The organism is Micromonospora sp. HNM0581 (assembly GCF_012726175.1).
GTDB lineage: Bacteria > Actinomycetota > Actinomycetes > Mycobacteriales > Micromonosporaceae > Micromonospora.
This window is the reverse complement of sequence record NZ_JAASAD010000010.1, coordinates 52,647-78,497: the sequence shown is the minus strand read 5'-3', so window position 1 is coordinate 78,497 and position 25,851 is coordinate 52,647. Positions and strand designations below refer to the sequence as shown.

Annotated in this window: 24 protein-coding genes; 8 read left to right on the top strand and 16 right to left on the bottom strand. The window is 70.5% G+C overall.

Annotated elements, in window-relative coordinates; translation table 11 throughout:
* Window positions 1–158: 158 nt before the first annotated feature.
* The 9 genes from HCA58_RS14215 to HCA58_RS14175 form a co-directional block, all read right to left on the bottom strand.
* The gene (locus HCA58_RS14215; protein WP_169598404.1) at window positions 159–2,516 is read right to left on the bottom strand and encodes a pyruvate dehydrogenase; all 2,358 of its coding nucleotides are present in this window, start codon (window positions 2,514–2,516) and stop codon (window positions 159–161) included.
* 120 nt (window positions 2,517–2,636) lie between these two features.
* The gene (gene gatB / locus HCA58_RS14210) at window positions 2,637–4,136 is read right to left on the bottom strand and encodes an Asp-tRNA(Asn)/Glu-tRNA(Gln) amidotransferase subunit GatB (RefSeq protein ID WP_169598302.1); all 1,500 of its coding nucleotides are present in this window, start codon (window positions 4,134–4,136) and stop codon (window positions 2,637–2,639) included.
* Window positions 4,137–4,149: 13 nt separating this feature from the next.
* A complete protein-coding gene (gene gatA, locus HCA58_RS14205) occupies window positions 4,150–5,625 on the bottom strand; it encodes an Asp-tRNA(Asn)/Glu-tRNA(Gln) amidotransferase subunit GatA (RefSeq protein ID WP_169598301.1) in 1,476 nt (491 codons plus the stop codon).
* Window positions 5,622–5,927 carry an Asp-tRNA(Asn)/Glu-tRNA(Gln) amidotransferase subunit GatC gene (gatC, locus tag HCA58_RS14200; RefSeq protein WP_169598300.1) on the bottom strand — a complete coding sequence of 102 codons (306 nt, stop codon included), beginning with the start codon at window positions 5,925–5,927 and terminating at the stop codon, window positions 5,622–5,624. The genes gatA and gatC overlap by 4 nt, the downstream gene beginning before the upstream one ends.
* Window positions 5,928–6,080: 153 nt before the next feature.
* Complete coding sequence (locus HCA58_RS14195) at window positions 6,081–8,528, bottom strand: EAL domain-containing protein (RefSeq protein WP_169598299.1); 2,448 nt, start codon at window positions 8,526–8,528, stop codon at window positions 6,081–6,083.
* Window positions 8,529–8,673: 145 nt separating this feature from the next.
* Entirely contained in the window at window positions 8,674–10,806 is a 2,133-nt protein-coding gene (gene ligA / locus HCA58_RS14190; RefSeq protein ID WP_169598298.1) for an NAD-dependent DNA ligase LigA, read from the bottom strand.
* A 179-nt stretch (window positions 10,807–10,985) separates the two neighbouring features.
* The gene (locus HCA58_RS14185) at window positions 10,986–11,984 is read right to left on the bottom strand and encodes a methionine synthase (protein ID WP_169598297.1); all 999 of its coding nucleotides are present in this window, start codon (window positions 11,982–11,984) and stop codon (window positions 10,986–10,988) included.
* Between the two features lie 35 nt (window positions 11,985–12,019).
* Complete coding sequence (mnmA, locus tag HCA58_RS14180; RefSeq protein ID WP_169598296.1) at window positions 12,020–13,093, bottom strand: tRNA 2-thiouridine(34) synthase MnmA; 1,074 nt, start codon at window positions 13,091–13,093, stop codon at window positions 12,020–12,022.
* A gap of 42 nt (window positions 13,094–13,135) precedes the next feature.
* Window positions 13,136–14,311, bottom strand: coding sequence for a cysteine desulfurase family protein (locus tag HCA58_RS14175; protein ID WP_169598295.1), 1,176 nt, complete (start codon window positions 14,309–14,311; stop codon window positions 13,136–13,138).
* 305 nt (window positions 14,312–14,616) lie between these two features.
* Here HCA58_RS14175 and HCA58_RS14170 point away from each other — a divergent pair, with 305 nt between their 5' ends.
* A complete protein-coding gene (locus HCA58_RS14170) occupies window positions 14,617–15,198 on the top strand; it encodes an RNA polymerase sigma factor (protein ID WP_240956217.1) in 582 nt (193 codons plus the stop codon).
* Complete coding sequence (locus HCA58_RS14165) at window positions 15,152–15,916, top strand: anti-sigma factor (RefSeq protein ID WP_169598294.1); 765 nt, start codon at window positions 15,152–15,154, stop codon at window positions 15,914–15,916. Before HCA58_RS14170 ends, HCA58_RS14165 begins: the two co-directional genes overlap by 47 nt.
* Window positions 15,917–16,020: 104 nt before the next feature.
* On the opposite strand, the gene HCA58_RS14160 is transcribed toward HCA58_RS14165, so the two are convergent.
* From HCA58_RS14160 to HCA58_RS14145, 4 genes are all read right to left on the bottom strand, one after another.
* Window positions 16,021–16,980: an electron transfer flavoprotein subunit alpha/FixB family protein gene (locus HCA58_RS14160; protein ID WP_169598293.1), complete on the bottom strand. Its 960-nt coding sequence runs from the start codon at window positions 16,978–16,980 to the stop codon at window positions 16,021–16,023.
* Window positions 16,981–16,992: 12 nt separating this feature from the next.
* Complete coding sequence (locus HCA58_RS14155; protein WP_169598292.1) at window positions 16,993–17,772, bottom strand: electron transfer flavoprotein subunit beta/FixA family protein; 780 nt, start codon at window positions 17,770–17,772, stop codon at window positions 16,993–16,995.
* 122 nt (window positions 17,773–17,894) lie between these two features.
* Entirely contained in the window at window positions 17,895–18,311 is a 417-nt protein-coding gene (locus HCA58_RS14150; protein WP_169598291.1) for a hypothetical protein, read from the bottom strand.
* 2 nt (window positions 18,312–18,313) lie between these two features.
* Window positions 18,314–19,111, bottom strand: a complete 798-nt coding sequence (locus tag HCA58_RS14145) for a GNAT family N-acetyltransferase (RefSeq protein WP_169598290.1) — start codon at window positions 19,109–19,111, stop codon at window positions 18,314–18,316.
* Between the two features lie 41 nt (window positions 19,112–19,152).
* On the opposite strand from HCA58_RS14145, the gene HCA58_RS14140 reads away from it, so the two are divergent.
* From HCA58_RS14140 to HCA58_RS14130, 3 genes are read left to right on the top strand one after another with little or no spacing between them, the layout of a single operon-like run.
* Entirely contained in the window at window positions 19,153–19,542 is a 390-nt protein-coding gene (locus HCA58_RS14140) for a DUF202 domain-containing protein (protein ID WP_169598402.1), read from the top strand.
* Window positions 19,539–19,841 carry a DUF202 domain-containing protein gene (locus tag HCA58_RS14135; RefSeq protein ID WP_169598289.1) on the top strand — a complete coding sequence of 101 codons (303 nt, stop codon included), beginning with the start codon at window positions 19,539–19,541 and terminating at the stop codon, window positions 19,839–19,841. The genes HCA58_RS14140 and HCA58_RS14135 overlap by 4 nt, the downstream gene beginning before the upstream one ends.
* 31 nt (window positions 19,842–19,872) lie before the next feature.
* Complete coding sequence (locus tag HCA58_RS14130) at window positions 19,873–20,286, top strand: PLD nuclease N-terminal domain-containing protein (protein ID WP_169598288.1); 414 nt, start codon at window positions 19,873–19,875, stop codon at window positions 20,284–20,286.
* Window positions 20,287–20,309: 23 nt separating this feature from the next.
* On the opposite strand, the gene HCA58_RS14125 is transcribed toward HCA58_RS14130, so the two are convergent.
* Together HCA58_RS14125 and HCA58_RS14120 are read right to left on the bottom strand one after the other, a co-directional pair.
* Window positions 20,310–21,932: an acetolactate synthase gene (locus HCA58_RS14125; protein ID WP_169598287.1), complete on the bottom strand. Its 1,623-nt coding sequence runs from the start codon at window positions 21,930–21,932 to the stop codon at window positions 20,310–20,312.
* A gap of 77 nt (window positions 21,933–22,009) precedes the next feature.
* Complete coding sequence (locus HCA58_RS14120) at window positions 22,010–22,783, bottom strand: enoyl-CoA hydratase-related protein (RefSeq protein WP_169598286.1); 774 nt, start codon at window positions 22,781–22,783, stop codon at window positions 22,010–22,012.
* A gap of 100 nt (window positions 22,784–22,883) precedes the next feature.
* Here HCA58_RS14120 and HCA58_RS14115 point away from each other — a divergent pair, with 100 nt between their 5' ends.
* Entirely contained in the window at window positions 22,884–23,441 is a 558-nt protein-coding gene (locus HCA58_RS14115) for a DUF6232 family protein (RefSeq protein WP_240956216.1), read from the top strand.
* 527 nt (window positions 23,442–23,968) lie between these two features.
* Here the strand turns inward: HCA58_RS14115 and HCA58_RS23890 are convergent.
* Window positions 23,969–24,103 (bottom strand): hypothetical protein, encoded by a 135-nt coding sequence (locus HCA58_RS23890; protein ID WP_277351258.1) that lies wholly within the window; start codon window positions 24,101–24,103, stop codon window positions 23,969–23,971.
* A gap of 511 nt (window positions 24,104–24,614) precedes the next feature.
* On the opposite strand from HCA58_RS23890, the gene HCA58_RS14110 reads away from it, so the two are divergent.
* Window positions 24,615–25,094: a DUF6232 family protein gene (locus tag HCA58_RS14110; protein ID WP_169598285.1), complete on the top strand. Its 480-nt coding sequence runs from the start codon at window positions 24,615–24,617 to the stop codon at window positions 25,092–25,094.
* Window positions 25,095–25,141: 47 nt separating this feature from the next.
* The gene (locus tag HCA58_RS14105) at window positions 25,142–25,813 is read left to right on the top strand and encodes a hypothetical protein (protein ID WP_169598284.1); all 672 of its coding nucleotides are present in this window, start codon (window positions 25,142–25,144) and stop codon (window positions 25,811–25,813) included.
* The last annotated feature ends 38 nt before the right edge of the window (window positions 25,814–25,851 follow it).

The following is a 25,851-nucleotide window of genomic DNA, read 5'->3' as shown; positions in this document are numbered from 1 at the left end:
AGCTTGCGTGGGTGCGGCTTGGCGGTCGGCCAGGCACCGCAAGCCGGACCGGACCGGGCCAGACCGGGACTGTCAGGCGGGAACCGCCAGCGGTGTGGGTGAGGATCGGGGAAGGCCGGTACTGGCGGCGGGAAGGTCCGACGGCGGGCAGCGGGTGGTCAACGGAGGGAGAGGGCGGCCAATGCGGCGTTGACGATGCTGCCAGGGAGCAGGTCGTGCAGGTCGTAGAGGTCGTGGACGCTGCCGGACTGGCCGAACTCGTCCACCCCGAGAGGGACGGCAGGCGCGCCGACCGCCGAGCCGAGCCAGGCCATGGCGTGCGAGGCGGCGTCGTGCGCGGTCACCACCGGCACCCGGTCGGCGAAAGCCGACCGCAGTGCGCCGGGCACGCTAGGCACCGTCGCCGTGCGTACGCCCTGGCGCAGCGTTCGCTGCCACGCCCGGTAGAGGCGATCCAGACTCGTCACGTCCACGACATGGGCGGCGACCCCTTCGTCTGCGAGTTCCGCCGCTGCGGCGAGCACTTCGGGCAGCACCGCACCGGAGGCGGCCAGTTGTACGGTCGGCGCGTCGGCCAGATGTGGGTACGCCTGGTGGGCGTCGACCAGTCGGTACGCTCCGGCGAGTACCTGCCGGCGTAGTACCGCGTCGCCGAGCCGGTCCCGGGCCGCTTCGAACGGCGCCTGGTCCACCGGTCGGGTGCTGAGCCGGAAGTAGTACGCCCCGTCCTCGGCCGGCACCGCCGTCGGCGTCGCCCGGTCCGCGCCGGCGATCTGCCCGAAGGCGTCGCAGAGCAGCCAGTCGAGGCTTGCCGCGTAGGCGGGTTCGACGAACGTGACCCCGGGCAGCTCCAGGCCGACGCTCGCGGTGATCGTCGACTGGTGTGCACCGCCCTCCGGGGCGAGAGTGACCCCGGACGGCGTGCCGGCGACCACGAACCGGGACCCGGAGTAGGTGCCGTAGAGGAAGGCGTCCAGCCCGCGCAGCACGAACGGGTCGTAGACGGTGCCGACCGGCAGTAGCGGCTGCCCGGACAGGTCCCACGCCAGGCCGAGCTGGCCGAGCAGCAGGAACAGGTTCATCTCGGAGATGCCCAGCTCGATGTGCTGGCCCTCGGGGCTTTCCGTCCAACGCAGCATCCGGTCCTCGGACCAGGAGCGCTGGGCGGTGGGTGCGAACACCCCGGTCTTGTTGATGAAGCCGGCCAGATTGGTGGAGGTGGCCACGTCGGGTGCCGTGGTGACGAGGTACTTCCCCACCTGCCGATCTCGGGCCAGGTCGACGAGCACCCGACCGAAGACCTCCTGGGTGGAGATCGGCTTGTTGGCGCGTACGTTCGTGGTCTGCGGGACGGTGACTCCGAGCGCACGCTCGCGGGGCGCGCGGGACAGTGCCTCCCGACGCTGCCCGGCCCGGATCCCGGCCGGTGAGGCCGGGTCGAGACGGTCCCACTCGGTGTCCCGGGTCAGCCCCTGCGCGGCGCGCAGCTCGTCGACCTGTTCGCCGGTCAGCAGGGCCGAGTGGTTGCGCGGGTTGCCGGCGATCGGCAGCCCCCACCCCTTGACGGTGTACGCGAACACCACACTCGGGCGGTCGGTCACCGCGTCACACTGGGCGTACGCGTCGAGCAGCGCCGCCAGGTCGTGCCCGCCGAGGTCGGTGACGAGTGGGCCCAGTTCTTCGTCGGACACGTCGGCGATCAGCGCCGCGACGGCCTCGGGGGCACCGTCGAGGAACTGCTTGCGCAGCGTCGGACCGGTCAGGCCGAACAGCGACTGGTACTGCTCGTTGGGCATCGCGTCGATCCAGTCGCGCAACGCCGCGCCGCCGGGCCGGTCGTACGCCTCGGCTAGCCGGCGGCCGTACTTCACCTCGACGACGTGCCAACCGGCGGCCTCGAACTGGCCGCGCCACTGGTCGATGCGCACCCCGGGGACGACCCGGTCCAGCGACTGCCGGTTGAAGTCGACCACCCACATCACGTTGCCCAGCCCGGTGGTGGCCGGGTCGGCGACGGCTTCCCAGATGTTGCCCTCGTCCAGTTCGGCGTCCCCGATCAGGGCGACGAACCGGGAGTGTGGCCGCGCTCCGAAGTGTGCGTCGACGTAGCGCCGGGTCACCGCGGCGAACAGCGGGGCGGCGGCTCCGAGACCCACCGAGCCGGTGGAGAAGTCCACCTCGTCCGGGTCCTTCGTCCGTGACGGGTACGACTGGAGTCCGCCGCGCGCCCGCAGCCGGGGCAGGTACGACCGGTCCAGGTTGCCCAGCAGGTACTGGATGGCGTGGAACGCCGGCGAGGCGTGCGGCTTGACCGCCACCCGGTCCTCGGCGTGCAGGTGGGCGAACCACAGGGCGGTCATCGCGGTGACGAGCGAGGCGCTGGATGCCTGGTGCCCGCCGACCTTCACCCCGTCGCCGGCACCGCGATCGTGGTTCGCCGCGTCCACGATGCGGGTGGCGAGCCACAACACCCGCCGCTGGATCTCGTCAAGCACGTCAAGGTCTTGCTGTTCCACGGTCAACTCCATCCAGACGTCCCCGTTGACGCCTCCGCGAGGGGTGAACTGCTCGTCGATCATGAGGTTGGCGGCGATCTGAAGATCTACGACTGCCGCCAACCTCATGATCGACTTGGTTCAGGCGGAGACGCCTAGGCGCTCCAGGATGAGGGTACGGACGGTTTGGGCGTCGGCCTGACCCCTCGTGGTCTTCATGACCGCGCCGACCAGCGCACCGGCAGCGGCAACCTTGCCGCTGCGGACCTTGTCGGCGATCACCGGGTTGGCAGCGATCGCCTCGTCCACCGCGGTGGTCAGCGCGCCGGTGTCGGAGACGACCTCCAGGTTGCGGTTGGTCATGATCTCGGTCGGCGAACCCTCACCGGCGACCACGCCCTCGAGCACCGTACGAGCCAACTTGTCGTTGAGCTTACCGGCGTCCACCAGACCCTGAAGTTCGGCGACCTGGGCCGGGGTGGCCCCGACGTCGGCCAGTTCCACGCCCGTCTCGTTGGCCCGCCGGGACAGCTCACCCAGCCACCACTTGCGGGCCGCCGCAGGTGTCGCACCGGCCGTCACCGTGGCCTCGATCAGCTCGACCGCACCGGCGTTGAGTACCGACTGCATGTCCGCCTCGGACAGCCCCCACGCCTGCTGCAGTCGACGGCGATGCAACCGGGGCAGCTCCGGCAGGGCGGTCTTCAGCTGCGCCACCCAGTCCGGATCCGGGGCGAGCGGCACCAGGTCCGGCTCCGGGAAGTAGCGGTAGTCGGTGGCGGTCTCCTTGGACCGGCCGGGGGTGGTGTCCCCGGTGTCCTCATGGAAATGCCGGGTCTCCTGGGTGATCCGGCCGCCCGCGCCGAGCACCGCCGCCTGGCGCAGCATCTCCGACCGGACCGCCCGCTCCACCGACCGCAGCGAGTTGACGTTCTTGGTCTCCGTGCGGGTACCCCACTCCTGCCCGGGCAGGTTCAGTGAGGTGTTCACGTCGCAGCGCAGGGAGCCCTCCTCCATGCGTACGTCGGAGACACCCAGACCACGCAGCACGTCGCGTAGCTCGGTGACGTACGCGCGGGCCACCTCGGGCGCCAGGGCACCGGTACCCGCGATCGGCTTGGTGACGATCTCCACGAGCGGGATGCCAGCCCGGTTGTAGTCGACGAGCGACTCGGTGGCACCGTGGATCCGACCGGTGGCGCCACCGACGTGCAGCGACTTGCCGGTGTCCTCCTCCAGGTGCACCCGCTCGATGCCGATCCGCACCGTCTCGCCGTTGACCTCCACGTCCAGGTAGCCGTCCACACAGAGCGGCTCGTCGTACTGGCTGATCTGGAAATTCTTCGGCATGTCCGGGTAGAAGTAGTTCTTCCGGGCGAACCGGCACCACGTCGCGATGGAGCAGTTCAACGCCAACCCGATCCGGATGGTCGCCTCGATCGCCGCCTTGTTCGCCACCGGCAACGAGCCAGGCAGCCCCAGGCAGACCGGGCAGACCCGGGTGTTCGGCTCGCCACCGAAGTCGGTCGGGCAGCCGCAGAACATCTTGGTGTTCGTGCCCAGCTCGACGTGGGTCTCCAGGCCGATCACCGGCTCGTAGCGCGCGACGACCTCGTCGTACGCGGGCAGTGTCGTGGTCATCTGTGCTCCTGCCTCACAGTGCCGGTGGGGTGAACGTGCCGACGGCGCTCTCCAACGCGGCGGCGACCCGGTACATCCGGTCGTCGGCCAGCGTCGGAGCCATCACCTGAAGTCCGACCGGCAGCCCGTCGGAGAGCCCGCACGGCACCGAGATACCCGGACCGCCGTACAGGTTGCTCGGAATGGTGAACAGGTCGGCCAGGTACATCTGGTACGGGTCGGAGGTCCGTGCGCCGAGCGGGAAGGCGACGAACGGGGTGGTCGGCGAGATCAACGCGTCGACCCGCTCGAACGCCGCGGTGAAATCGCGGGTGATCAGCGTACGCACCTTCTGGGCCTGCCCGTAGTAGGCATCGTAGTAGCCGGAGGAGAGCGCGTACGTGCCGAGTATGATGCGCCGCTTGACCTCGGGGCCGAATCCCGCCTCCCGGGTCAGCGACATGACCTCCTCAAGCGACCGGTTGCCGTCGTCGCCGGTACGCAGCCCGAACCGGACCCCATCGAACCGGGCCAGGTTCGACGAGCACTCACTCGGTGCGATGAGGTAGTAAGCCGGCAGCGCGTAGCGGAAATGTGGGCAGGAAATCTCGACGATCTCCGCACCGAGCTTGGTGAGCGTGTCGACGGCCTCGTCGAAGGCTGCCGTCACGCCCGGCTCCGCGCCCTCGCCGCCGAACTCCGTGACGATGCCGAGACGTACCCCGCTCAGGTCGCCGGTGGCGCCGAGCTGCGCCGCGGCCACCACGTCCGGCACCGGTGCCGGAATGGAGGTGGAGTCCCGTGGATCGTGCCCGCCGATCGCCGCGTGCAGCAACGCCGCGTCGAGCACGGTACGCGCACACGGGCCGGGAGTGTCCAACGAGGACGAGAAGGCCACCAGTCCGTACCGGGAGGTGCCACCGTAGGTCGGCTTCGCCCCGACGGTGCCGGTGACCGCGCCGGGCTGGCGGATCGATCCGCCGGTGTCCGAACCGATCGCCAGCGGCGCCTCGTACGCGGCGAGCGCCGCCGCGCTTCCCCCACCGGAGCCACCCGGGATCCGGTCGGTGTCCCACGGGTTACGGCTGGGCCCGTACGCCGAGTACTCCGTGGAGGAGCCCATCGCGAACTCGTCCATGTTGGTCTTGCCCAGCATCACCGTGCCGGCGGCGCGCAGCCGCTGCACGATCGTCGAGTCGTACGGCGGACGCCAACCCTGGAGGATCTTCGAGCCGACGGTCGTCGGCACGCCCTTGGTGGTCAGTACGTCCTTGACGGCGACCGGCACACCGGCCAGCGGCCCGAGTTCCTCGCCGGCCGCGCGCCGGGCGTCGATGTCGCGGGCGGCTGCCAGCGCACCTTCGGTGTCGACGTGCAGGAAGGCGTTGATCCGACCGTCGACGGCGGCGATGCGGTCGAGGTGGGCCTGGGTGACCTCGACGGCCGAGGCCCCGCCGGTGGCGACGAGCCCGGCGATCTGCGTCGCGGTCAGTGCGGTGACGTCGGTCATGAGGCCACATCCTCGTCCAGGATCCGCGGTACGCGGAACCGCTGCTCCTCCGCGTCGGGGGCACCCGACAACGCTTCCTCGGGGGTCAGGCCCGGCGTCACGACGTCCTCGCGGAGCACATTCGTCAGCGGCACCGAGTGGGAAGTCGGCGGGATGTCCGCGGCGGCGACCTCGCCCACCTGCGCGACCGCCTGGAGGATCACGTCGAGCTGACCGGCGAAGGTGTCCAACTCCTCCTGCGTCACGGCGAGCCGCGACAGTCGCGCCAGGTGCGCGACCTCCTCGCGGGAGATGGCGGCCATCAGTGCCCCCTTCGTGGCTGTTCTGCGTCTACCTGACCTGCGCCCACCGCTGCCGGGTAGGCGACACGCGGTGACCGCAGCGAGTCTATTGTTTCCCGCCCGGCCGACGGTTGCCGCCTCCCCGACCGCACCGGCTGGCACCGGCCAACGCCATCAGCGGGCGTGCCGGCGCGGGATCTCCGCCTCGTCGAGACCGCCGATCGGGCGCAGCGGACGGTACCGGGCCAACCAGGCGACGAGTTCCTCGGCCGGCATCGGCCGGGCGTAGAACCACCCCTGGGCGGCGTCGCAGCCGGCCAGGTGCAACATCCGCCAAGTGCGTTCGTCCTCGACACCCTCCGCCACCACCCGTAGACCCAGCGCCTTGGCGAGCTCGATGGTCGAACGTACGATCGCCGCGTCGTCGGCGTCCTCGGCCATCCCGAGGACGAACGAGCGGTCGACCTTGACCTCCGACAGCGGTAGCCGGCGTAGGTGTTGCAGGCTTGAGTACCCGGTGCCGAAGTCATCGAGCGCGATACCCACGCCAATCCGGTGCAATCGGGTGATCGTGGTGAGCACCCGGCGCGGGTCGGCCATCAGAGCACCCTCGGTGATCTCCAGTTGCAGCCGCTCCGGTGCCAGACCGTAGCGGGTGAGCCGGTCGGCGATCTGGTCGGCGATCTCGCCGCTGTGCAGGTCACGCACGCTGACGTTCACGGCTGCCCGCAGTGCGAGGCCGGCGGCCGACCACTTGGCGAGCTGCTCCACGACGTCGTCGACGACCCGGCGGGTGAGCAGCCGCATCACCGCACTCTGCTCGGCGACCCGGATCAGCTCCTCCGGGTCGACCATTCCGCGACGCGGGTGCCGCCAACGCAGTAGTGCCTCCACCCCGACCACCTCCCCGGTGGAGATGGCGACCTGCGGCTGGTAATACATCATGATCTCGCCCGAGTCGGTGCCCGACTCGGCACCAGGACGGTCGTCGGCGGTCGGCAGGGTCAGATCCGCTCCGCCTCCACCGGAATCCGGCTGGTCACCGGCGCGGGCCCCGGACCACTGCGTGACGCCGGCCGTCGCAGTGTCCGACGCCGCGTCGCGGGCCGCCCTGGGCAGTGTCGGGTCCGCGCCGGTGATGATCCGGGAGATCAGCTCGTCATCGTGGTGCACCATCCGGGGGCGGCGTCGCCGCCTACTCCACCATGGGGCATCTGTCGACTCGGCAAGCGGCGCGGAGGTGGGCAGTACCGCGCCGTCGCCACCACGAACGGTGGTCACATCGGCCGATGGCGCGTGGCGGCGCCCCGACGTGTTCGCATCCAGCACCCGACGCAGATCGGCCAGCAGGCCCAGCCGCTCGGCCGAGTTGTGGTCGGACTCTGCGGTGTACACGGCGACGGTGTCGTTGCGGTGCTTCGCGTCGTACATCGCCACGTCGGCGTGGCGCATCAGGGTGGCGAAGTCCTCGCCGTGCTGCGGGTACAGGGCGACGCCGATGGAACCGCCGACGTCCAGCGGCAGCCCGTCCAGCGCCACCGGCTCGGCGAGAGCCTGGACGACCTGGTTGGCGAGAGTCCGTGCCTCGCCGACGTCGGTGATCCCGGTCATCACGATCGCGAACTCGTCGCCGCCGAGCCGGGCGACCATCTGCGGCGGGGCGACCACCTCGGTCAACCGGGCGCTCACCTCCACCAGCAGCCGGTCGCCGACCGCATGACCGAGTGCGTCATTGACGTTCTTGAACCGGTCCAGGTCGATCAGCAGCAGGGCGAGACGGGTTCCCGGCTCGCCCCGGGCCGCCCGCCCCGCGTGCTGGTGCACCTGCTCGTTGACCTCAGTGAGCAACGCCTTGCGGTTCGGTAGCCCGGTGAGCGGGTCGAGTGCGGCCAGTTGGTGCTGCTCCACGGTGAGCCGGGCCATCCGGTAGACCGCGAACAGCGGCACCAGCACCAGCGGCACCAGGGCGGCGCTGGCCCGTGCAGCGGTGACAAGCACCGGCGCGAGCAGCAGCAACGACCCGGTGGAGAGCAGTTCGAAGGGCAGTCCGTGCCACGCGGTGGGCCACCACCGCTCGCCGAAACGTAGCCGTACCGCAGCGGTGACCAACCCGTAGTTGACTGCGAACCAGGCGACCCCGGCACCGCCGATCGCGGCGACGTCGATCCAGCTCAGGGTCGCGCCGTCGTAGATTCCGCCGGGGCCGAGCCGGGTGATCGCGTACGCGGCGGCCAGCGCGCAGGCGTACTGCGCGGCGTTGAATGCCGTCCGCCAGGGTGCGTGCCGCATCCGGACACCGGACACCGCCACCGCGACCGCCTGCACCGCGACCGCGGGGCCGAGCCCCCAGCCGAGCAGGATCGCAAAGGTGAAGCAGGTCGAGGGGAAGACGGCCGAGGAGGACTGCCCTCGACCGGGTGGGAGGAAGGGGCGGGCGTCGCAGGCCACGGCGAGTACCGCCATCGTCCAGAACGCCGCCGGCAGATCGGGGAGCGCTGCGACGAAGGACGCCAGCCCGTTCACCGAGACGAGCACGGCCGCCACGAGTACGGCCGCGACGAAGGTCGCGAACTGAGCGGTCCGCCCGGGAGGGACAAGGTTACGCGGATCGGGCGACGCCATCACACCTCCCGGCACGGGACCGGCCCGTGGTTTCACGCGCCATGCCCCAATGAAACGCCCAGACCACCCACTTACCCGACGCGACAGTCACGAACCGGTCGTAGTCGTAATTAAGTTGGTATCCGGCAGAGTGCCGTAAAGATCATCACTCCTCGACGCGGGCCACCTGCCTGGCCGTCTCGGGGCCGGCATCGAGGAGCACCCGGAAGCCTTCCTCGTCGAGTACGGGCACCTTCAGGCTGGCCGCCTTGTCCGCCTTGGAGCCGGGGTTGTCGCCCACCACCACGAAGCCGGTCTTCTTCGACACCGAACCGCTCACCTTGCCGCCCCGAGACTGGATCGCCTCCGCCGCCTGGTCCCGGGAGAACCCGCCGAGCGTGCCGGTCACCACCACGGTCACCCCCTCAAGCGGGCGTGGCCCCTCCTGAACCGCCTCCTCCGCCATGCGGACACCCGCCTCGGCCCACTTACGGACCACCTCGCGGTGCCAGTCGACGGCGAACCACTCACGGATGCTCGCGGCGATCGTCGGACCGACCCCGTCCACTGAGGAAAGTTCTTCTTCCGTCGCCCGGTCGACCGCCTCGACGGAGCGGAAATGCCGGGCCAACGCCTGCGCGGCGGTCGGCCCCACGTGCCGGATGGACAGGGCCACCAGCACCCGCCACAGGTCGCGCTCCCGGGCCGTGGCGAGGTTGTCGAGCAGTTTGACGGCGTTGCTGCCGAGACTGCCGTCCTTGTTCACGAAGAACGAAGCACCCGCCAGCCGCTCGGCGTCGAGCGAGAACAGGTCGCCCTCATCGGTGATGATCCGGGCGTCGAGCAGCGCGGCACCGCTCTTGTAGCCGAGCGCCTCGATGTCGAACGCACCGCGCCCGGCCAGGTGGAACACCCGCTCCCGCAACTGGGCTGGACAACTGCGCGAGTTGGGGCACCGGATGTCGACGTCGCCCTCCTTGGCGGGGGCGAGCGGGGTGCCGCAGGCAGGGCAGACGGTCGGCATGACGAAAGCCCGAGCATCGGGCGGACGTAGATCCACGACCGGGCCGAGCACCTCGGGGATCACGTCACCGGCCTTACGGATCACCACCGTGTCGCCGATCAGCACCCCCTTACGTTCGACCTCGCGCGCGTTGTGCAGAGTGGCGTACTCGACGGTGGAGCCGGCCACCAGCACCGGCTGGAGCACCGCCCGGGGCGTGACCCGACCCGTCCGCCCGACCTCGACCTCGATGTCGAGCAGGGTGGTGTTCACCTCCTCCGGCGGGTACTTGAAGGCGATCGCCCAGCGTGGTGCCCGGCTGGTCGAGCCCAGTCGTCCCTGGATGGGCACCGGGTCGACCTTCACCACCACACCGTCGATCTCGTGCTCGACGTCATGCCGGTGCGCCGCGTAGTACGCGATGTAGTCCCGAACACCGGCCAGGTCGGGCACCACCCGCCAGCGATCGCTCGTGGGCAGCCCCCACGCCGTCAACGCCGCGTACGACTCGGACTGGGTGGAGGGTTGGAAACCGCGGCGGGCGCCGATGCCGTGCACCACCAGGCGCAGCGGGCGGGAGGCGGTGATCCGTGGATCTTTCTGCCGCAGGCTGCCGGCTGCGGCGTTGCGCGGATTGGCGAAGGGCGCCTTGCCCTGCTCGACCAGGCCGGCGTTGAGATCGGCGAAGGCCGCCACCGGGAAGTAGATCTCGCCGCGTACCTCGATCAACGCCGGAGGTGCACCGAACTCCGCCGAGTCGGTCAGCCGGCCGGGCACATCCCGGATGCTGCGCACGTTAGCCGTGACGTCCTCACCGGTGCGACCGTCGCCGCGGGTGGCCGCCCGGACCAGCCGGCCGCCCTCGTAGGTGAGGTTGATGGCCAAGCCGTCGACCTTCGGCTCGCACAGGAAGGGTGCCGGACCACCGGCGTCCCGCTCGACCCGCTCAGCCCAGGCCGCCAGCTCCTCGTCGGCGAAGGCGTTGTCGAGCGACATCATCCGCTCGGCGTGGGCGACCGGGGTGAAGTCCGTGGAGAACGTGCCGCCCACCCGCTGGGTCGGTGAATCCGGGGTGCGCAGCGCCGGGAACTCCGCCTCCAGTGCCTCCAGTTCGCGTAGTTGACGGTCGAAGTCGGCGTCGGAGATCGTCGGTGCGTCGAGCACGTAGTAGCGGTACTGATGCTCGGTCAGCTCCTGGCTGAGTGTGGTGTGCCGCTCCCGCACCTGCGGCGTCGGCTCCGGACCGGCGGCCTCGATCGCCGCATCGCCCTGCTGGGGAACCGCTTCCTCGGACACCCTGCCGCCTCCGGACACCGCTGTCGACCTCCCGTGATCGTGCTACCCCCGAACGGTAGTCCCCGGGTCGGACAATGCCGCCGCCAACCGTCCTGACGTGCCCGGACGCGATCCGAACCGGCTGCCGAGTTCGGTGTGGGCGATGATGCCCGCCGGCCGCGGGGCGGGTCGCCGGGCCCTCACTGCTCGGACAGCCGTCGCCCGGCGTCCCGGCAGGCCGTGAGGACCGCCCGGGCATAAGCCGCGTCGGCGCCGGCCAGACCGCAGGAGGGGGTCACCACCACCTGTGCGGCGAGTCGGCGACGTGGGAACCCGAGTCGGTCCCAGAGGGTACGCACCCGGTCGGCCAGCTCGGCGGAGGTCGGCGCGCGACCGGTGGGCGTCGGCGACGCGGCACCGGCCAGCAGCCCGAACCCGGTGTCGAGCACCTCGCCCAGTGGGTCGAGGTCGGTGAGCAGGCTCAGATCGAGCGCCACACCGATCGCTCCGGTGGAGCGGAGCAGGCCCAGTGGCACGTCCGGGGCACAGCAGTGCACCACGGTCGGCACCCCGGCCGTCTCGATCACCGTGCCCAACAACCCACGGGCCTCACCCGACTCCACTGCACGGTGGACGCCGAGGCCACTCTCGGTGGGGATTCGGCCCGCCAGCACCGCCGGTAGGGCCGGCTCATCCAGTTGGAGCAGTACCGAGGCACGCGGCAACCGGCGGGTCACCGCCTCGACGTGGCCGCGCAGCCCCTCAGCCATTGAGCCGGCCAGATCGCGTACCGCGCCGGGGTCGCGCAGCATCCGACCGCCGACCGGCAACTCGATCGAGGCGGCCAGGGTCAGTGGACCGGCAGCCTGGATCTTGAGTGGGCCGGCGTACTCCTCGGCCTGCTCGGCGAGCTGGTCCAGGTCGCGTTCCATCAGGTCGCGCGCCCGGCGTAGGTCGCGGCCAGGACGCGGAGCCACCCGCCACCGGGCCGCGTACAGCTCGATCGGCAGCTCGACGAGAAGGCCCCCGGTACGCCCGATCATGTCGGCGCCCGGTCCCCGGGCCGGCAGCTCCGGCAGGTGCGGCAGGACAGGCAGCTCACCCAGGACGATCCGTTGCGCCTCGGCGATGTCGGTCCCCGGCAACGACCCCAGTCCCGTCGCCGCTCCCGCCCCCCACGGCAACCCCTGATCATTCACCGCCGCAGGGTACCCGCCGCAGCGAAGCGGGGTCGTCAGCCGGTGATGGTGGCGGAGCCGAGGACGACGTCACCGGCCGGATCCGGGCGGTAGGCGACGATGGCCTGACCGGCGGCCACGCCACGCACCGGGTGGCGCAGGTCGGCGTCAAGGGTGCCGTCGTCGACGGTGACGGCGGCCGGTACCACCACGCCATGGGCGCGCAACTGCACCTCGCACTCGACCGGGCCGGACGGACGTGGGCCACCGGTCCAGACCGGGCGGACGGCCCTCACCGTCGCGACCTCGAGTGCCTCCGCCGGGCCGACGGTGACGGTGTTCGTCTTCGGGGTGATGGAGAGCACGTAGCGGGGCCGACCGTCCGGGGCGGGCCGGTCCAGGTGCAGCCCACGCCGCTGGCCGACCGTGTACGCGTACGCACCGGCGTGCTGCCCCACCACTGCACCCGTGGTCGCGTCGACCACGTCGCCGGGAGTCTCGCCAAGGCGCTGCGCCAGGAATCCCCGGGTGTCACCGTCGGCGATGAAGCAGATGTCGTGCGAATCCGGCTTGTCGGCGACCGCAAGCCCACGCTCGGCGGCCTCCTGCCGAACCTGCGCCTTCGTCGAGTCGCCGAGCGGAAAGATCGAGCGGTCCAGTTGCGCACGGGTGAGCACGGCCAGCACGTAGGACTGGTCCTTGGCCACGTCGACACTGCGGCGCAGCAGGCCGTCCGGGCCGAGTCGGGCGTGGTGCCCGGTGACCACCGCGTCGAACCCCAGGGCCACGGCCCGGTCCAGCACCGCAGCGAACTTGATCTTTTCGTTGCAGCGCAGGCACGGATTGGGGGTACGCCCCGCCGCGTACTCGGCGACGAAGTCGTCGACCACGTCGGCGTGGAAGCGGTCGGCCATGTCCCAGACGTAGAAGGGAATGCCGAGAACGTCGGCGGCCCGCCGCGCGTCCCGCGAGTCCTCCAGGGTGCAGCAGCCCCGGGCTCCGGTGCGGTAGGTCTGCGGATTACGGGCGAGTGCCAGGTGCACACCTGTCACGTCGTGCCCGGCCTGTACCGCCCGCGCCGCCGCCACGGCGGAATCCACGCCACCGGACATCGCCGCCAACACTCTCACCCGGACCACTCTCCTTTCCCATCGAGCCTATCCCCGCCCGACTCACCGTGGCGTACGCGCGCCCGCCGCCCGCCGGGCCCGTTCCACCGCTCCAGGCAGCGCCGCGATGAGCGCGTCGACATCGGCGGTGGTGCTCGTGTGGCCGAGGGAGAAGCGCAGCGACGAACGGGCCCGGTCATCGTCCGCCCCCATCGCCAGCAGTACGTGGGAGGGCTGTGCCACCCCTGCCGAGCAGGCTGAGCCGGTCGAGCAGGCGATGCCCTGGGCGTCGAGCAGCAGCAGCAGCGCGTCGCCTTCGCAGCCGGGGAACGAGAAGTGCGCGTTGCCGGGAAGCCGATCGGTCGGGTCACCGTTGAACACGACCTCCGGGACCGCCTCGCGGACTCGCCGCACCAGGTCGTCACGGAGTTCGGCAACCCCGGCCGCGTACTCCTGCTGGCCCTTGACGGCCGCTTCGACGGCGACCGCGAAGGCGACGATGCCGGCCGCGTCGAGCGTGCCGGAACGCACGTCCCGTTCCTGTCCCCCACCGTGCAGCAGTGGCACCGCCGCCACGTCCCGGCCGAGCAGCAACGCGCCGACCCCTACCGGGCCACCAAGCTTGTGACCGGTCACGGTGAGCGCGGCGACACCGCTGCCGGCGAAGTCGACCGGTACCTGACCGACGGCCTGGACGGCGTCGGTGTGGAACGGCACGCCGTACTCGGCGGACACGGCCGCCAGTTCACCGATCCGTTGGACGGTGCCGACCTCGTTGTTGGCCCACATCGCGGTGACGAGCGCCGCCCGGTCGCCGTGTTCGGCCAGTTCGGCGCGGAGCGCGTCCGGATGCAACCGGCCGGACCCGTCAACGGGCAGCGAGCCCACCTCGGCGTTCTCGTGCTGCTCCAGCCATTCCACCGCGTCGAGGACGGCGTGGTGTTCGACGGCACTGGAGATCACCCGGCGCCGCCGCTCGTCGGTGTCCCGGCGTGCCCAGAAGATGCCCTTCACCGCGAGGTTGTCGCTCTCGGTGCCACCACCCGTGAAGATCACCTCCGAGGGCCGGGCGCCGAGCGCGGCAGCCACCCGTTCCCGCGACTCCTCCACCCGGCGACGGGCACGCCGGCCGGACGCGTGCAGGGAAGACGCGTTGCCGACCTCGCGGGCGGTCGCGACGTACGCCTCCAGTGCCTCGTCGAGCATCGGAGTGGTCGCGGCATGATCCAGGTAAGCCATCACGGTTCAGCCTAACGACCACTCCGACGCTGACCGAAGTCCGGATTGCCTGGCGGGACGTCAGACCGCCGGTGACGCGGCGGTGTGCCCGGACGATCAGCCGGGCCTTGCCGGCGTCGTCGCCGGCCGGATGCGGGCGCCGACGACTTTCTTTCTCGCCCGCACCCGCATCCGCAAGGCACCGCGCAGACGAAGAGAGACCGGGGAGAGGCGCTGGGCTGACAGAGGGGACGGCACCCGTGCGAGCTACAGTCGGGCATGCCCCCAACCAGGCGAACCTTCTCGTGACAGGGTTCCGGCAACCATTGGGCACACCCGAGGACGAGCTGGCCCACCGCTTCCGCGCCGGTGACGAGCAGGCGCTACGCGAGGCCTACGACCGCTACGGCCGGATCGTCCTCCACCTGGCCTCCAGCACGCTCGTGAACCGCAGCGACGCTGAGGATGCGGCCCAGGCCACCTTCGTCGCCGCCTGGCTCGGTCGGGAGACCTTCGATCCGGCCAAGGGCTCACTTGTCGGCTGGCTGCTCGGTATCGGCCGACGCAAGGTGATCGACCGGCTGCGATCCGCTGCCCGGGAGGACCGGGCGGTCGAGACCGTACGCCAACTGCCCGAGCCGGAATCCACCAGTAGTGACCCGGACACCGTGATCGACCGGCTGGTGGTGGCCGACGAGTTGGCTCGGCTGCCGGACGACCAGCGGCGGATGCTGGAATTGGCTTTCTTCGACGATCTGACCCACCAACAGATCTCGACGATGACCGGGGTGCCGCTCGGCACGGTCAAAAGTCACATCCGGCGGGGCATGGCCAGTCTGAAACGCAGATGGGAGGTGGACGGTGCAGCACCTGGAGCACGACCGGCTGGTATTTCTGGCTCTCGGTGAGAGTGAGGTGGACAACGCCGACCGTACCCACCTGGACGCCTGCCCGTACTGCCGGGCGGAACTGGACGGACTGCGTCACGTCGCGGGCCTCGGCGCCGCCGCTCGGGAAATACGTGACCTGCCCGACCCGCCAGGACACCTCTGGCAGGGCATCATGGCCGAGATCACAGCGGCGGAAGAACTGCCCCGGCTCGCTGCCGGACGGCAGCGGCCGGACCTTGCCGAACCGGCTGGCCCGATCCCCCCGGCTGTGGTCTCCGGTGCCCGCCGTTCGCGGCGCGGACGTTGGTCCCGACTCGCCACGACGGCCGTCACGGCGGTGGCCGCCGCCGCCGTCGGAGTGATCGGCACCGCCGCCGTACTACGGGACGGCGAGCCGGTCGAGCAGACCGTGGTGGCCAGTGCCCCACTGGCGGCGTTCGGGGCGACTCCACCGGCGGCCCGGGGTGACGCCCGGGTGCTGGGCACCGGCGAGTTGCATCTGCACGTGGCGAATCTCCCGGCCGTACCGGGGTATTACGAGGTCTGGCTCATCAACCCGCAGAACATGGAGATGTTCTCGGTCGGTGTGCTCGGCGACGGCTCCGACGTGCTGCTGCCGTTGCCACCGAACGTCGATCTGGGGCAGTACTCGGTCGTCGACGTCTCGGCCGAGGACTTCGACAACGACACCGCCCACTCCGGCGACAGTCTCCTGCGGGGCTCCCTGACGGGCTGATCGGCGGGCCGGTTCAGCTCCCCGCCCCGCCGATCAGCTCCCCCGCACCACCGACGACGCAGCCGCCGTCCGGGGTTTCCGGCCGGCGGCTGCCCGGGTACGACTCACTTGCGCTTACGGATCTCCTCGGCGGCCTGCGGGACGATCTTGAACAGGTCACCGACCACCCCGAAGTCGGCCAGCTCGAAGATCGGCGCCTCGCCGTCCTTGTTGACCGCGACGATCGTCTTCGAGGTCTGCATTCCGGCCCGGTGCTGGATGGCGCCGGAGATGCCGAGCGCGAGGTAGAGCTGCGGGGAGACGGTCTTGCCGGTCTGGCCCACCTGGAACTGGTGCGGGTAGAAGCCGGAATCGACCGCGGCCCGGGAGGCGCCGACGGCACCACCGAGCAGGTCGGCCAGCTCCTCGACGAGCGTGAAGTTGTCCGCGTTGCCGACACCGCGACCGCCGGCGACGACGACGCCGGCCTCGGTCAGCTCTGGACGGGAACCCTTCTGCTCGGCCACCCGGTCCACGACCTTGGCCAACTTGTCGCTGTCGGTGGCGGCGACGGTGAGCTGCTCGACGGCGGCGGTGGTGGCGTTCGACGTCGGGTTGACCGAGTTCGGCCGGACGGTGACCAGCGGCAGGCCCCGGGTGACCTTGGACTTCACGATCGTCGACCCGGCGAAGGCCACCTGGGTGGCGGTGCCGTCGGCGGTCAGACCCACCACGTCGGTCAGGATGCCGTTGTCCAGCTTGACCGCAAGTCGGGCGGCGATCTCCTTGCCCTCCTGGGAGGAGGCGAGCAGGACCGCGGCGGGCTGCACCCGCCGGACCAGGTCGGCGACCACGGTGGCCTTCGGTGCCACCAGGTAGCCGTCGATCTCGTCACCCTCGGCCGCGTAGATCTTCTCCGCGCCGTACTCGCCCAGCTTGCCCGCGAGGGCCTCGGCGGCACCGGCGCCACCGAGCACCACAGCCGACGGGCTACCAAGCTCACGGGCGATAGTGAGCATCTCCAGGGTGACCTTCTTGACGCCGAACTCCGCGGTGGCTTCGACGACGACGAGAACCTCAGACATGTCCCACACCCCTCACACGAACTTCTCGGTGGCGAGGAACTCGACGAGCTGCGTGCCGCCGGACCCCTCATCGGTGACCTTGGTGCCACCCGAACGCGGCGGGCGCTTGCTGTGCTCCACCACGGCGCTTGTCGCGCCGACGAAGCCGACTTCACCTGCGGCCACGCCCAGGTCAGCCAGGGAGAGCGTCTGCACCGGCTTCTTCTTGGCGGCCATGATGCCCTTGAACGACGGGTACCGGGGTTCGTTGATGGTGTCCCACACGGAAACGATGGCCGGGGTCGAGGCGGTGACCACCTCGTAGCCCTCCTCGGTCTGCCGCTCCACGGTCAGCGTGGCCCCGTCGACGGTGAGCTTGCGCGCACCGGTGAGCGCCGCGACACCCAGCCGCTCGGCGAGCATGTGCGGCATCACCTGCACCCGCCCGTCGGTCGACTCGGAGCCGCACAGCACCAGGTCGGCGTTGAGCTGCCCGAGCGCGGCGGCGAGCACCTTCGAGGTGGCGACGGCGCAGGAGCCGTGCAGGGCGTCGTCCATCACATGGACCGCCTTGTCCGGTCCCATCGACAGCGCCTTCCGGATCGACTCGGTCGCCCGGTCCGGACCCATGGTCAGGATGGTCACCTCGCCGCCGTGCGCCTCCTTGATCTTCAACGCCTCCTCGATGGCGTACTCGTCCATCTCGTTGATGACGTTGTTCGCCGAACCGCGGTCGACAGTGTTGTCGTCAGTACGCAGGTTGCGGTCCGCGCCTGAATCAGGCACCTGCTTGACGAGTACGACGATGTTCATCGCGCTTCGACGACCCTCCTGCTGTGGTTACGTGATCTTCTCGCCCCGATCTGGGCGCAGCCTCGCGCGTGCGGTGCCGTGGGTCAACCTTGGGCTGTTGTGCGGTTGCCCACCACATCATGTTACCTGTCAGTAGCATCGGCGCCCAGCACGCCCCGGATCCGTTCGACGACCTCGGCCTCAGCGGCACTGACCCCGTTGTGGGCGCGGGCCGTACGATCGGCTGCCGCAAGCACCACCGACCGGTAGACCGGCACGTCCTGCGGCGCCTTCTCGGTCAGGATCTCGACTCCCCGCCGCAACGCCGGCAGCACCACCGACTCCACCTCGAGCGCCGAGTCACGCGGCAGTTTCGGCAACGGCCCACTGGTCAGCGCCTCCTTCACCACTCCACTGGCGCCGGCCATCGCCCCGGAGGCCGCGAAGCTCTCCCGGAACAACGCGATCACCCCTGGCTCGGCGTTGGAGACCATCAGCACCGCACCGAAGGCGCCCGTCTTCAGGGTCAACTTCTCGTCGTCCGTCAGCCGCTGACTCATGATCACGGAGTGTAGACGTAGGGCGTGGTGGCGGTGACCGCGACGAGCCCGAGCCGCTCCAGCACCGGTCGGCTCTCGTCCGACGCGTCGACCTGCACCAAGGTCCGGCCGCGCGCCCCAGCCAGCCGGGCCCGATAGGTGACCATCGCTCGGTAGATGCCCTTACGCCGCCATTCCGGCAGCGTCGAGCCGCCCCAGAGTGTGGCGAACGTGCTGTCGACCGGGTAGCGCACCCAACCGGCGCTCACCATCGACTCGCCCGCCTCGGCCACCACGACCGTGACGGCCTGCGGGTCGGCAGCGATCTCCCGTTCCAGTGCGTCGGCAAGTCCGGACAGGTCGCGCCCCCACACCTGGGTCTTCAGCTCCGCGATCCGGTCCAGGTCCGCGCGCCCGGTCACCTCCCGCAGGCGTACGCCCCCGGGCACCACCGGCAGCGCGGAGGCCAACGGGGCGACCGGGCCTATCACGACGGTCTCCTGCTCCTCGGGCACGAAGCCGGCGACGCGTAGCCGTTGCGGCAGGTCGGCTGGTTCGTCGTGGCCGTGCAGCTTCCACTCGACCGGCTCGCCCCGCTCCCGCGACACCGCCACCTGCCGGGCGATCAACTCGTCGAGATCGACACCTGCCGATCTTCCGAGGTCGCGGTAGGTCACCAGGCCCCGCTGATCGAGACCCAGCACCCGGAAGACCGGGCCGTCGGACTCCACCACGACACCGTCGGGCACCGGATCGGGCAGGCCCGGCCGAAGCTGGGTGTCGTACGCAGCCCGCAGGGTGCTCACGTCAAGATCCGTCATGCTCCCAACCTATTCCCGTGGGGAACCGGATAATCACCATCGTGTGGCAGCTGGTCAGGAACTGGTTCGACCCTCGGGAACTGCGGTCGGTGGGCAACACCCCCGACTACCGCTTCTCGCTGGCCAACGAACGCACCTTCCTGGCCTGGCTGCGTACCGGGCTCGCGTTGATCGCCGGTGGACTCGCCGCCGCGCAGTTCCTGCCCACCCTGCCCCTGGTTCACCTGCGCGAGGCAATCGCCGTGGCGTTGCTGCTGCTCGGCGGGGCCGTCGCGGTCCGGGCCGTCGACCACTGGGCGCGCACCGAACGGGCCATCCGGCTCGGCGAGGAACTGCCGGCGTCCCGCTTCCCGGCCGTCCTCGCCCTCACCGTCGGTTTCGGCGCACTGTCGTTGGTGGTCGCGGTGCTGGCCGGCGCGATCAGCGGATGACCACGGCCCGCGACCCGGGGCTGCAACCCGAACGCACCCGTCTTGCCTGGCGACGTACCCTGCTCGCGCTGACCGTGGTGGCACTACTGACCGTCCGGCTCGCCGTGACCCGGGGCCCGGGTGAGGCCGGGCTTGCGGCGCTCGCCGTCCTCGGCTGGAGCACGACCATCACGCTCTGTTGGCGACGGGCCACCGGCAGCGGCCGACCCCGCACCGGCGGTCCACTCTTGGCCCTGGTGGGGCTGGCCGCCGTCGGATTCGCGCTCCTCGGAGCGCTGCTGGCGCTGCGCGGGCTGTGACGGTGCTGCCTGGGTAGGTAATGATGGTTACATGGCCCGGCTGTACATCCTTCTCTTCCTGGCGCAGGTCGTCCTCGCCGTCTGCGCTCTGATCAGCTGCCTTTCCGCCGAGGAGGACGGCATCCGACACCTCCCCCGGATCGCCTGGCTGCTGATCATTCTGTTCTTCCCGTTGGTCGGCTCGATCGCCTGGTTCGTCGCCGGTCGGGAGCGCCGGCACGCCGGTGGGTCGACCTCCTGGGCTCCGGGCGGACGACCGGCCGCGCCAGCCCGGCCGGTCGCACCGGACGACGACCCGGAGTTCCTCCGCTCGATCGAGGAGCGTTCCCGCCAGGCGGACCAGGAACTCTTCCGCCGTTGGGAGGACGACCTACGCAGACGCGAAGACGACCTACGCAAACGTGAAGGCGAACCGCCCCGCGAGGAACCCCGCCCCGAGAAGTAGCCCAGGGGCAGGGTTCTGCCGCCTCAGGCCAGGTTCGAGGAGCGCGGGTACGCGTCGGCTGGATCGGTGAGCACGTTGACCAGGTACGGCACCCCGGCGTCGAAGGCCCGTTGCAGCGCCGGGCCCAGTTCAGCCGCCTTGGCGACCGTCTCGCCCGCACCGCCCAGCGCACCCACCACCTGGTCGTAGCGCAGCTCGGGCTGAAGGTCGGCAGCCACGTCGTAGCCGTACATGGCCCGCATCGGGTGCTTCTCCAGGCCCCAGATGCCGTTGTTGCCGACCACGATCACCACCGGCAGTTTCTGCCGGGCCAGGGACTCCACGTCCATCAGCGAGAAGCCTGCCGCACCGTCGCCCATCAGCACGCAGATCTGCCGGTCCGGGTGGGTGACCCGGGCACCCATCGCATAGCCCATACCGGTGCCGAGGCAGCCGTACGGGCCGGGGTCGAGCCAGGTGCCGGGCTGGGCGGGCTCCAGGTACCGCCCGGCGTACGAGACGAAGTCCCCGCCGTCGCCGATGGTGACCGCGTCGCGGGCGAGCACCCTACGTAGCTCGCCGTAGATCCGGGCCGGGCGGATCGGGTCGGTTTCGGCTGCCATCTCCTCGGCGTCGCGGACCCTCGCGGCGTCCTCGGCGGTCCGCAGCCGAGCCACCCAGTCGTCGTGGTCGACCCGGTCGCCGGGGTGCTCGGCCAGGCCGGTGAGGATGCCACGCAGGTCACCGGCGGGAGCGGCGGCGGGCTGTACGTGGCCGGCGCGCTGGCTGGGTGCGTCGACGATGTGCACCACCTGGGCCTCGCCGAAGTCGCCGAAGGAGAGCCGGAAGTCCAACGGGGTGCCCACGACCACGACCACGTCGGCGTTGGCCAGGGCCATCCGACGGGCCTTGGCGAAGGCCAGCGGATGCTCCGGCGGCAAAGCACCCCGACCCATACCGTTCGTGAAGACCGGAACGGTGAGCGCCTCGGCGGCGGCCCGCAACTCCGCCACCGCGTCGCCGGTCCAGACGTCCGATCCGGCGATGATCACGGGACGGACCGCAGCCGCGATCAGGCCAGCGGCGCGGGCCACCTCGTCGGGATCGGCTTCGAGCGGACTGAGCTGCGGGCCGGCTGGCAGTTCCGCGTCACCCACCGAGAAGATCGCCTCCAGCGGGAAGTCGAGGAACACCGGCCCCCGGTGCGGAGTGAGGGCGGTGGTCAGCGCGGCCGCCAGCGCCCGGGGTACGTCCTCCGGGCTGAACACCGTCTCCGCGTGCTTGGTGACCGGGGCGACGAGCGGGAGGTGGTCCATCTCCTGAAGGCTGCCCGAGCCCCAGCGGAACTGCGGCGCCCGGCCGCCCAGCACCAGCACCGGCGAGGCGTTGAAGAAGGCGCTGGTCAGGCCGGAGATGCCGTTTGTCACGCCGGGGCCTGCGGTGAGCACGGCCAGGCCGGGGCGACGCTGGAGCTTCGCCACCGCCTCGGCGGCGAAGACAGCGGACTGCTCGTGCCGCACGTCGTAGATCGGGAAATCGCCCTTGTACGCGGCATCGTAGAGCGGGAACACGTGCCCGCCGGAAAGGGTGAACATCTCCCGTACCCCGTACGCGCGCAACGCCGCGAGGGCGAGTTCACCGCCGTGGCCTTCGATCCGCTCCGCCATTCCCGCTCCTCATCGTCGCCTGACCGAGATCACACGCTACTGGCCGGTAGGAGGAATGGGAACCATCCGCGACGGGCTCAACGTCCGGTGAAGTCCGCTTTGCGCTTCGCCACGAACGCCGCCATCCCCTCACTCCGGTCATCGGTGGCGAACAGCGCCGCGAAAAGCTGACTCTCCCAGGCCAGACCCGAGGACAGATCCATGTCCAGGCCACCGTCGACGGCCAGCTTCGCCGCCCGCAACGCCTGCGCCGGCCCGTTCAGGTACGGCTGCACCATCGCCACCGCGCTGTCGTACACCTCGGCCGCCGGTGCGATCCGGTCGGCCAGGCCGATCCGCAGCGCCTCCTGCGCGTTCACCATCCGGCCCGACATGATCAGATCCTTGGCACGGGCCGGGCCGACCAGCCGGGCCAACCGCTGGGTGCCCCCGGCGCCGGGAATGACACCGAGCTTGATCTCCGGCTGGCCGAGCTTGGCGTCCTCGGCCACCACCCGCCAGTCACAGGCCAACGCCAGCTCGCAGCCACCGCCGAGAGCGTAGCCGGTGATCGCGGCCACCACCGGCTTGGGAATCCGGGCGATCGCGCCGAGGGCGCTCGACAGGTCGGCAGCCCGCTCAGCCATGTCCACGTAGGACATGTCCGCCATCTCCTTGATGTCCGCGCCGGCGGCGAAGACCTTCTCCCCGCCGTACACGACGACCGCACGGACACCGCTGTCGGCGGTCGCGGCGGTCGCGGCGGCGCGCAGCTCCTCCTGCACCTGGGTGTTCAGGGCGTTCATCGGTGGCCGCTCCAACCGGATGGTGCCGATGCCGTCCAAGGTCTCCAGCCGCACGAACTCGCCCACGCTGAGCCTCACTTCCTCGTCGAAGTCGCGTGCCAACCTTACGGCGCGGCTCGTTGGGGTACATAGGCTGGTGCCAGACCCGTCAGTCGGGAGTCGCACGATGAACCCTCGCCAACCCGAGCCGCACGGTGCCCGAGCCGCGACACCGTCGCCACCGACCGGGCTGCACGAAAAGCGACCGGCGATCACCTACTACGACGATCGCTCCGTACGGGTCACCTCGGCCGCCGTCACCGTCGAGGGCCGGGTCTACCCGTTAGCTGAGATCGACGAGATCTGGCACCAACACGGCACCCTGTCCTGGCGGGTGCTGGCCGGGCGGGGCGCCCTCGGTGCCGCACTCGTCGCCCCCCTGGTGGCCGCCGCCGCCGGAGTCGCACTGGCCCTCGCACTGGGTCGGTCGATGACCGTCACGATCGCGATCGTCGGGGCCTGCGTTCTGGTCGGACTGACGGTCGGGCCGGTCGCTGACCTCATCTTCGAGCACCTGGACCGTTCCTACGCCCGGGGCAGCCGGCAGCGGGAGGTCTGGATCCGCTGGCGAGGACAACCGGTGCAGTTGCTCCGCACCCCGGACGCCCTGCGCTTCGGCCAGATCTACCGCGCCCTGCAACGGGCGATGGAGGTCGGTCGACCGGCACCACCACGTTCACGCTGAACGCCCACCAGAGCGGCGAAGGTTGCCCGGTGGTGCTTAGGCTCTGGACCTTCGCAGTTTTGGGGTGCGGGTCGGCGGTCACCACGACCTGCGAACGGATTCTCGAAGATCTCTGGATTTTTCGCATTTAGTGTGCGGGTCGGCGGTGGGTGTGACACGCCGGGGTGGCCTGGGGATGCAGGTTGTTGGGTGAGATGACGGAAGCATCGACGGCGCCTGCACCACTGTCGTTGCCGAAAGTGATCCGTCGATGCTTCCAGGAGCCAGCCCGGCCATCTCGCTACGCCGGTTGTTGGACGCCTTCGCGGGGTCTTCTACGACGCCGACGTTCGAGGTGTTCCGCGCCTTGACCTCGATCCGTCAGAACCTCTTGCTCCCCGCCTGACTGTTTTGGCTTGACCGTTTTGTCCATTCGGGGTGGGTGCTGAGTGACTTGGGAAGGTTGACGTGGGTCTGATCGCGCAGACCGGGCAGCGCACGGTCTGCGGGATGCTCACCGGGTCCGGACTGGCCGCCACCTGGTCGCATCATCGGGCGCACCGGTTCTTCTCCACCGCCCGCAGGTCGACCAGATCGGTCTGACCGTGCTCGACCTGGTGGTGCCGCACCTGGTTGATCCGCGGGCGGAGTGCCTGTTGCTGGCGGTCTATGACACCGCGCATCGTCGTTGGGGGAAGAAGGTCCATGGGGCCGGGTGGATCCATGACGGTTCCGCGCCCGCCCGTAACGAGTCGGCGTTCGGGCACCGGTGGGTGGTGGTCGGGATCATCGTGCGGGTGCCGTTCATGTCCCGACCGTTGCGCCTGCCAGTGCTGTGCCGACGGTGGCAGGGCAAGGGCACCGCCTCGACGGTCGAGTTGGCGCTTGACATGGTGACGACCATCGCCGGGCGGGTGGCGGCCCGGCGGATCCACGTGGTCGCCGACGCCGCGTACCACGGTCGTGGCTTGCGGGACCTGCCCACCCAGGTCACCTGGACGACCCGGCTGTCTCGCAACGCGGTGTTTCCGACCCGTCGTTCGCTGACATGCTCACCGCGCTGCGACGCACCCTCATCGCGGCGCCTTTTATGGGCTCTCGCCCAGCTCAACCCACCAACGCGGAAATCCGTCAGGTCCAGCGCGCATGGGCTCTCGCAGCCGCACAGACCGCGAAAGTCGAGTAGGCTAAGTGATGGCGCTCTATTACCGGGACGACACGGTGCAGGTGACCTCCGAGGCGATCCGGGCTGGTGGACACGTCATCCCGATCACCGAGGTCACCTACGTCTGGCATGCGAAGGCACGCACCACCCTGGCCGTACGCGGTCGGGTGTTCGGTCGGGGCGTGCTGGTCCTGCTGCTCTCCCTGCCCCCGCTGGTGGGCCTGGTCTGTGTGCTCTCGCTGGCCTGGTCCGCAACGGACCGAGGCGATTGGCTGCCGGCGCTGATCGTGCTCGCAGCCTGCGTGATCGTCCCGCTCGCGCTGGTGCCGTTCCTGGAGATCCCCCTCGGCTGGCTGGACCGCTCCTACGAGCGCGGCAACCGGGTACTGGAGCTGTGGGTGCAGTACCGGCGGCAGGAGGTGCTCGTGCTACGGACGCCGGACGCACTGCGATTCGGCCAGATCTACCGAGCGGTGCAGCGCGCCGTCGAACAGCAGGGCGACAGTTGAACCCGTCCGCCGGGCGGCTCTGGACCGCCCGGCGCACACTTGACCCCATGGCGCTCCCCCTTCCCCGACCGACCGCCGTGCTCGGTCTCACCCGATCCGCTCTCGACCAGGCTGCCTCCTTCGCCGCCATCCCGACCCGCGCGTTCGCGGTACTCGACGAGGTGGAGGCGCTGCTCGCCCGGATCAACGCGGTGGTGGACCGGGTCGAGCAGACCCTCGACCGGACCGACCGGATGGTCACCGACGCCGAGGTGGCGGTCCGTGAGGTCGCAGTTATCAGCGCCGCCGCCACCGCCGCCGTCGACGACGCCACCAAGGTGGCCGCAGCCGCGTCGGTCGTGGTGGAGTCGGCGCAGTCGGTGGCCGGGCGGGCCGCCGCGACCGTGAGCACAGCGGCGGAGGCCGCCGCCACCGCCGCCGAACTGATGACGGCGTACGAACCGGCGCTACGGCGGGCCGCCCCCATGGCCAACCACTTCGTCGAGCAGCTCAGCCACGAGGAGGTCACCGCAGCGGTCCGGCTGGTCGACGAGTTGCCGAAGCTACGGCAGCACCTCACCGCCGACGTCCTGCCGATCCTGGCCACCCTGGACCGGGTCGGCCCGGACCTGCACGACCTGCTCGACGTCACCCGGGATCTCAAACTCGCGGTCGCCGGCATCCCCGGCCTGTCGATGCTGCGCAGGCGGGGCGAGAAGCTCAACGACGACGCCGGCTGAGACGCCGGTCCGCGCTTCGCCCGACGGGATGCCGGTCC

Coding starts and splice junctions, on each gene's coding strand:
- gatC (WP_169598300.1), bottom strand. CDS start 5,927: ATGGCCGCCATCTCCCGCGAGGAGGTCGCGCACCTGGCGCGACTGTCG.
- HCA58_RS14130 (WP_169598288.1), top strand. CDS start 19,873: ATGGCCCGGCTGTACATCCTTCTCTTCCTGGCGCAGGTCGTCCTCGCC.
- gatB (WP_169598302.1), bottom strand. CDS start 4,136: ATGACCACGACACTGCCCGCGTACGACGAGGTCGTCGCGCGCTACGAG.
- HCA58_RS14160 (WP_169598293.1), bottom strand. CDS start 16,980: ATGTCTGAGGTTCTCGTCGTCGTCGAAGCCACCGCGGAGTTCGGCGTC.
- HCA58_RS14175 (WP_169598295.1), bottom strand. CDS start 14,311: ATGGCTTACCTGGATCATGCCGCGACCACTCCGATGCTCGACGAGGCA.
- HCA58_RS14155 (WP_169598292.1), bottom strand. CDS start 17,772: ATGAACATCGTCGTACTCGTCAAGCAGGTGCCTGATTCAGGCGCGGAC.
- HCA58_RS14150 (WP_169598291.1), bottom strand. CDS start 18,311: ATGAGTCAGCGGCTGACGGACGACGAGAAGTTGACCCTGAAGACGGGC.
- HCA58_RS23890 (WP_277351258.1), bottom strand. CDS start 24,103: ATGCGCGGTGTCATAGACCGCCAGCAACAGGCACTCCGCCCGCGGATC.
- HCA58_RS14105 (WP_169598284.1), top strand. CDS start 25,142: ATGGCGCTCCCCCTTCCCCGACCGACCGCCGTGCTCGGTCTCACCCGA.
- gatA (WP_169598301.1), bottom strand. CDS start 5,625: ATGACCGACGTCACCGCACTGACCGCGACGCAGATCGCCGGGCTCGTC.
- HCA58_RS14195 (WP_169598299.1), bottom strand. CDS start 8,528: ATGGCGTCGCCCGATCCGCGTAACCTTGTCCCTCCCGGGCGGACCGCT.
- HCA58_RS14125 (WP_169598287.1), bottom strand. CDS start 21,932: ATGGCGGAGCGGATCGAAGGCCACGGCGGTGAACTCGCCCTCGCGGCG.
- HCA58_RS14115 (WP_240956216.1), top strand. CDS start 22,884: ATGAACCCTCGCCAACCCGAGCCGCACGGTGCCCGAGCCGCGACACCG.
- HCA58_RS14110 (WP_169598285.1), top strand. CDS start 24,615: ATGGCGCTCTATTACCGGGACGACACGGTGCAGGTGACCTCCGAGGCG.
- HCA58_RS14145 (WP_169598290.1), bottom strand. CDS start 19,111: ATGACGGATCTTGACGTGAGCACCCTGCGGGCTGCGTACGACACCCAG.
- HCA58_RS14135 (WP_169598289.1), top strand. CDS start 19,539: ATGACCACGGCCCGCGACCCGGGGCTGCAACCCGAACGCACCCGTCTT.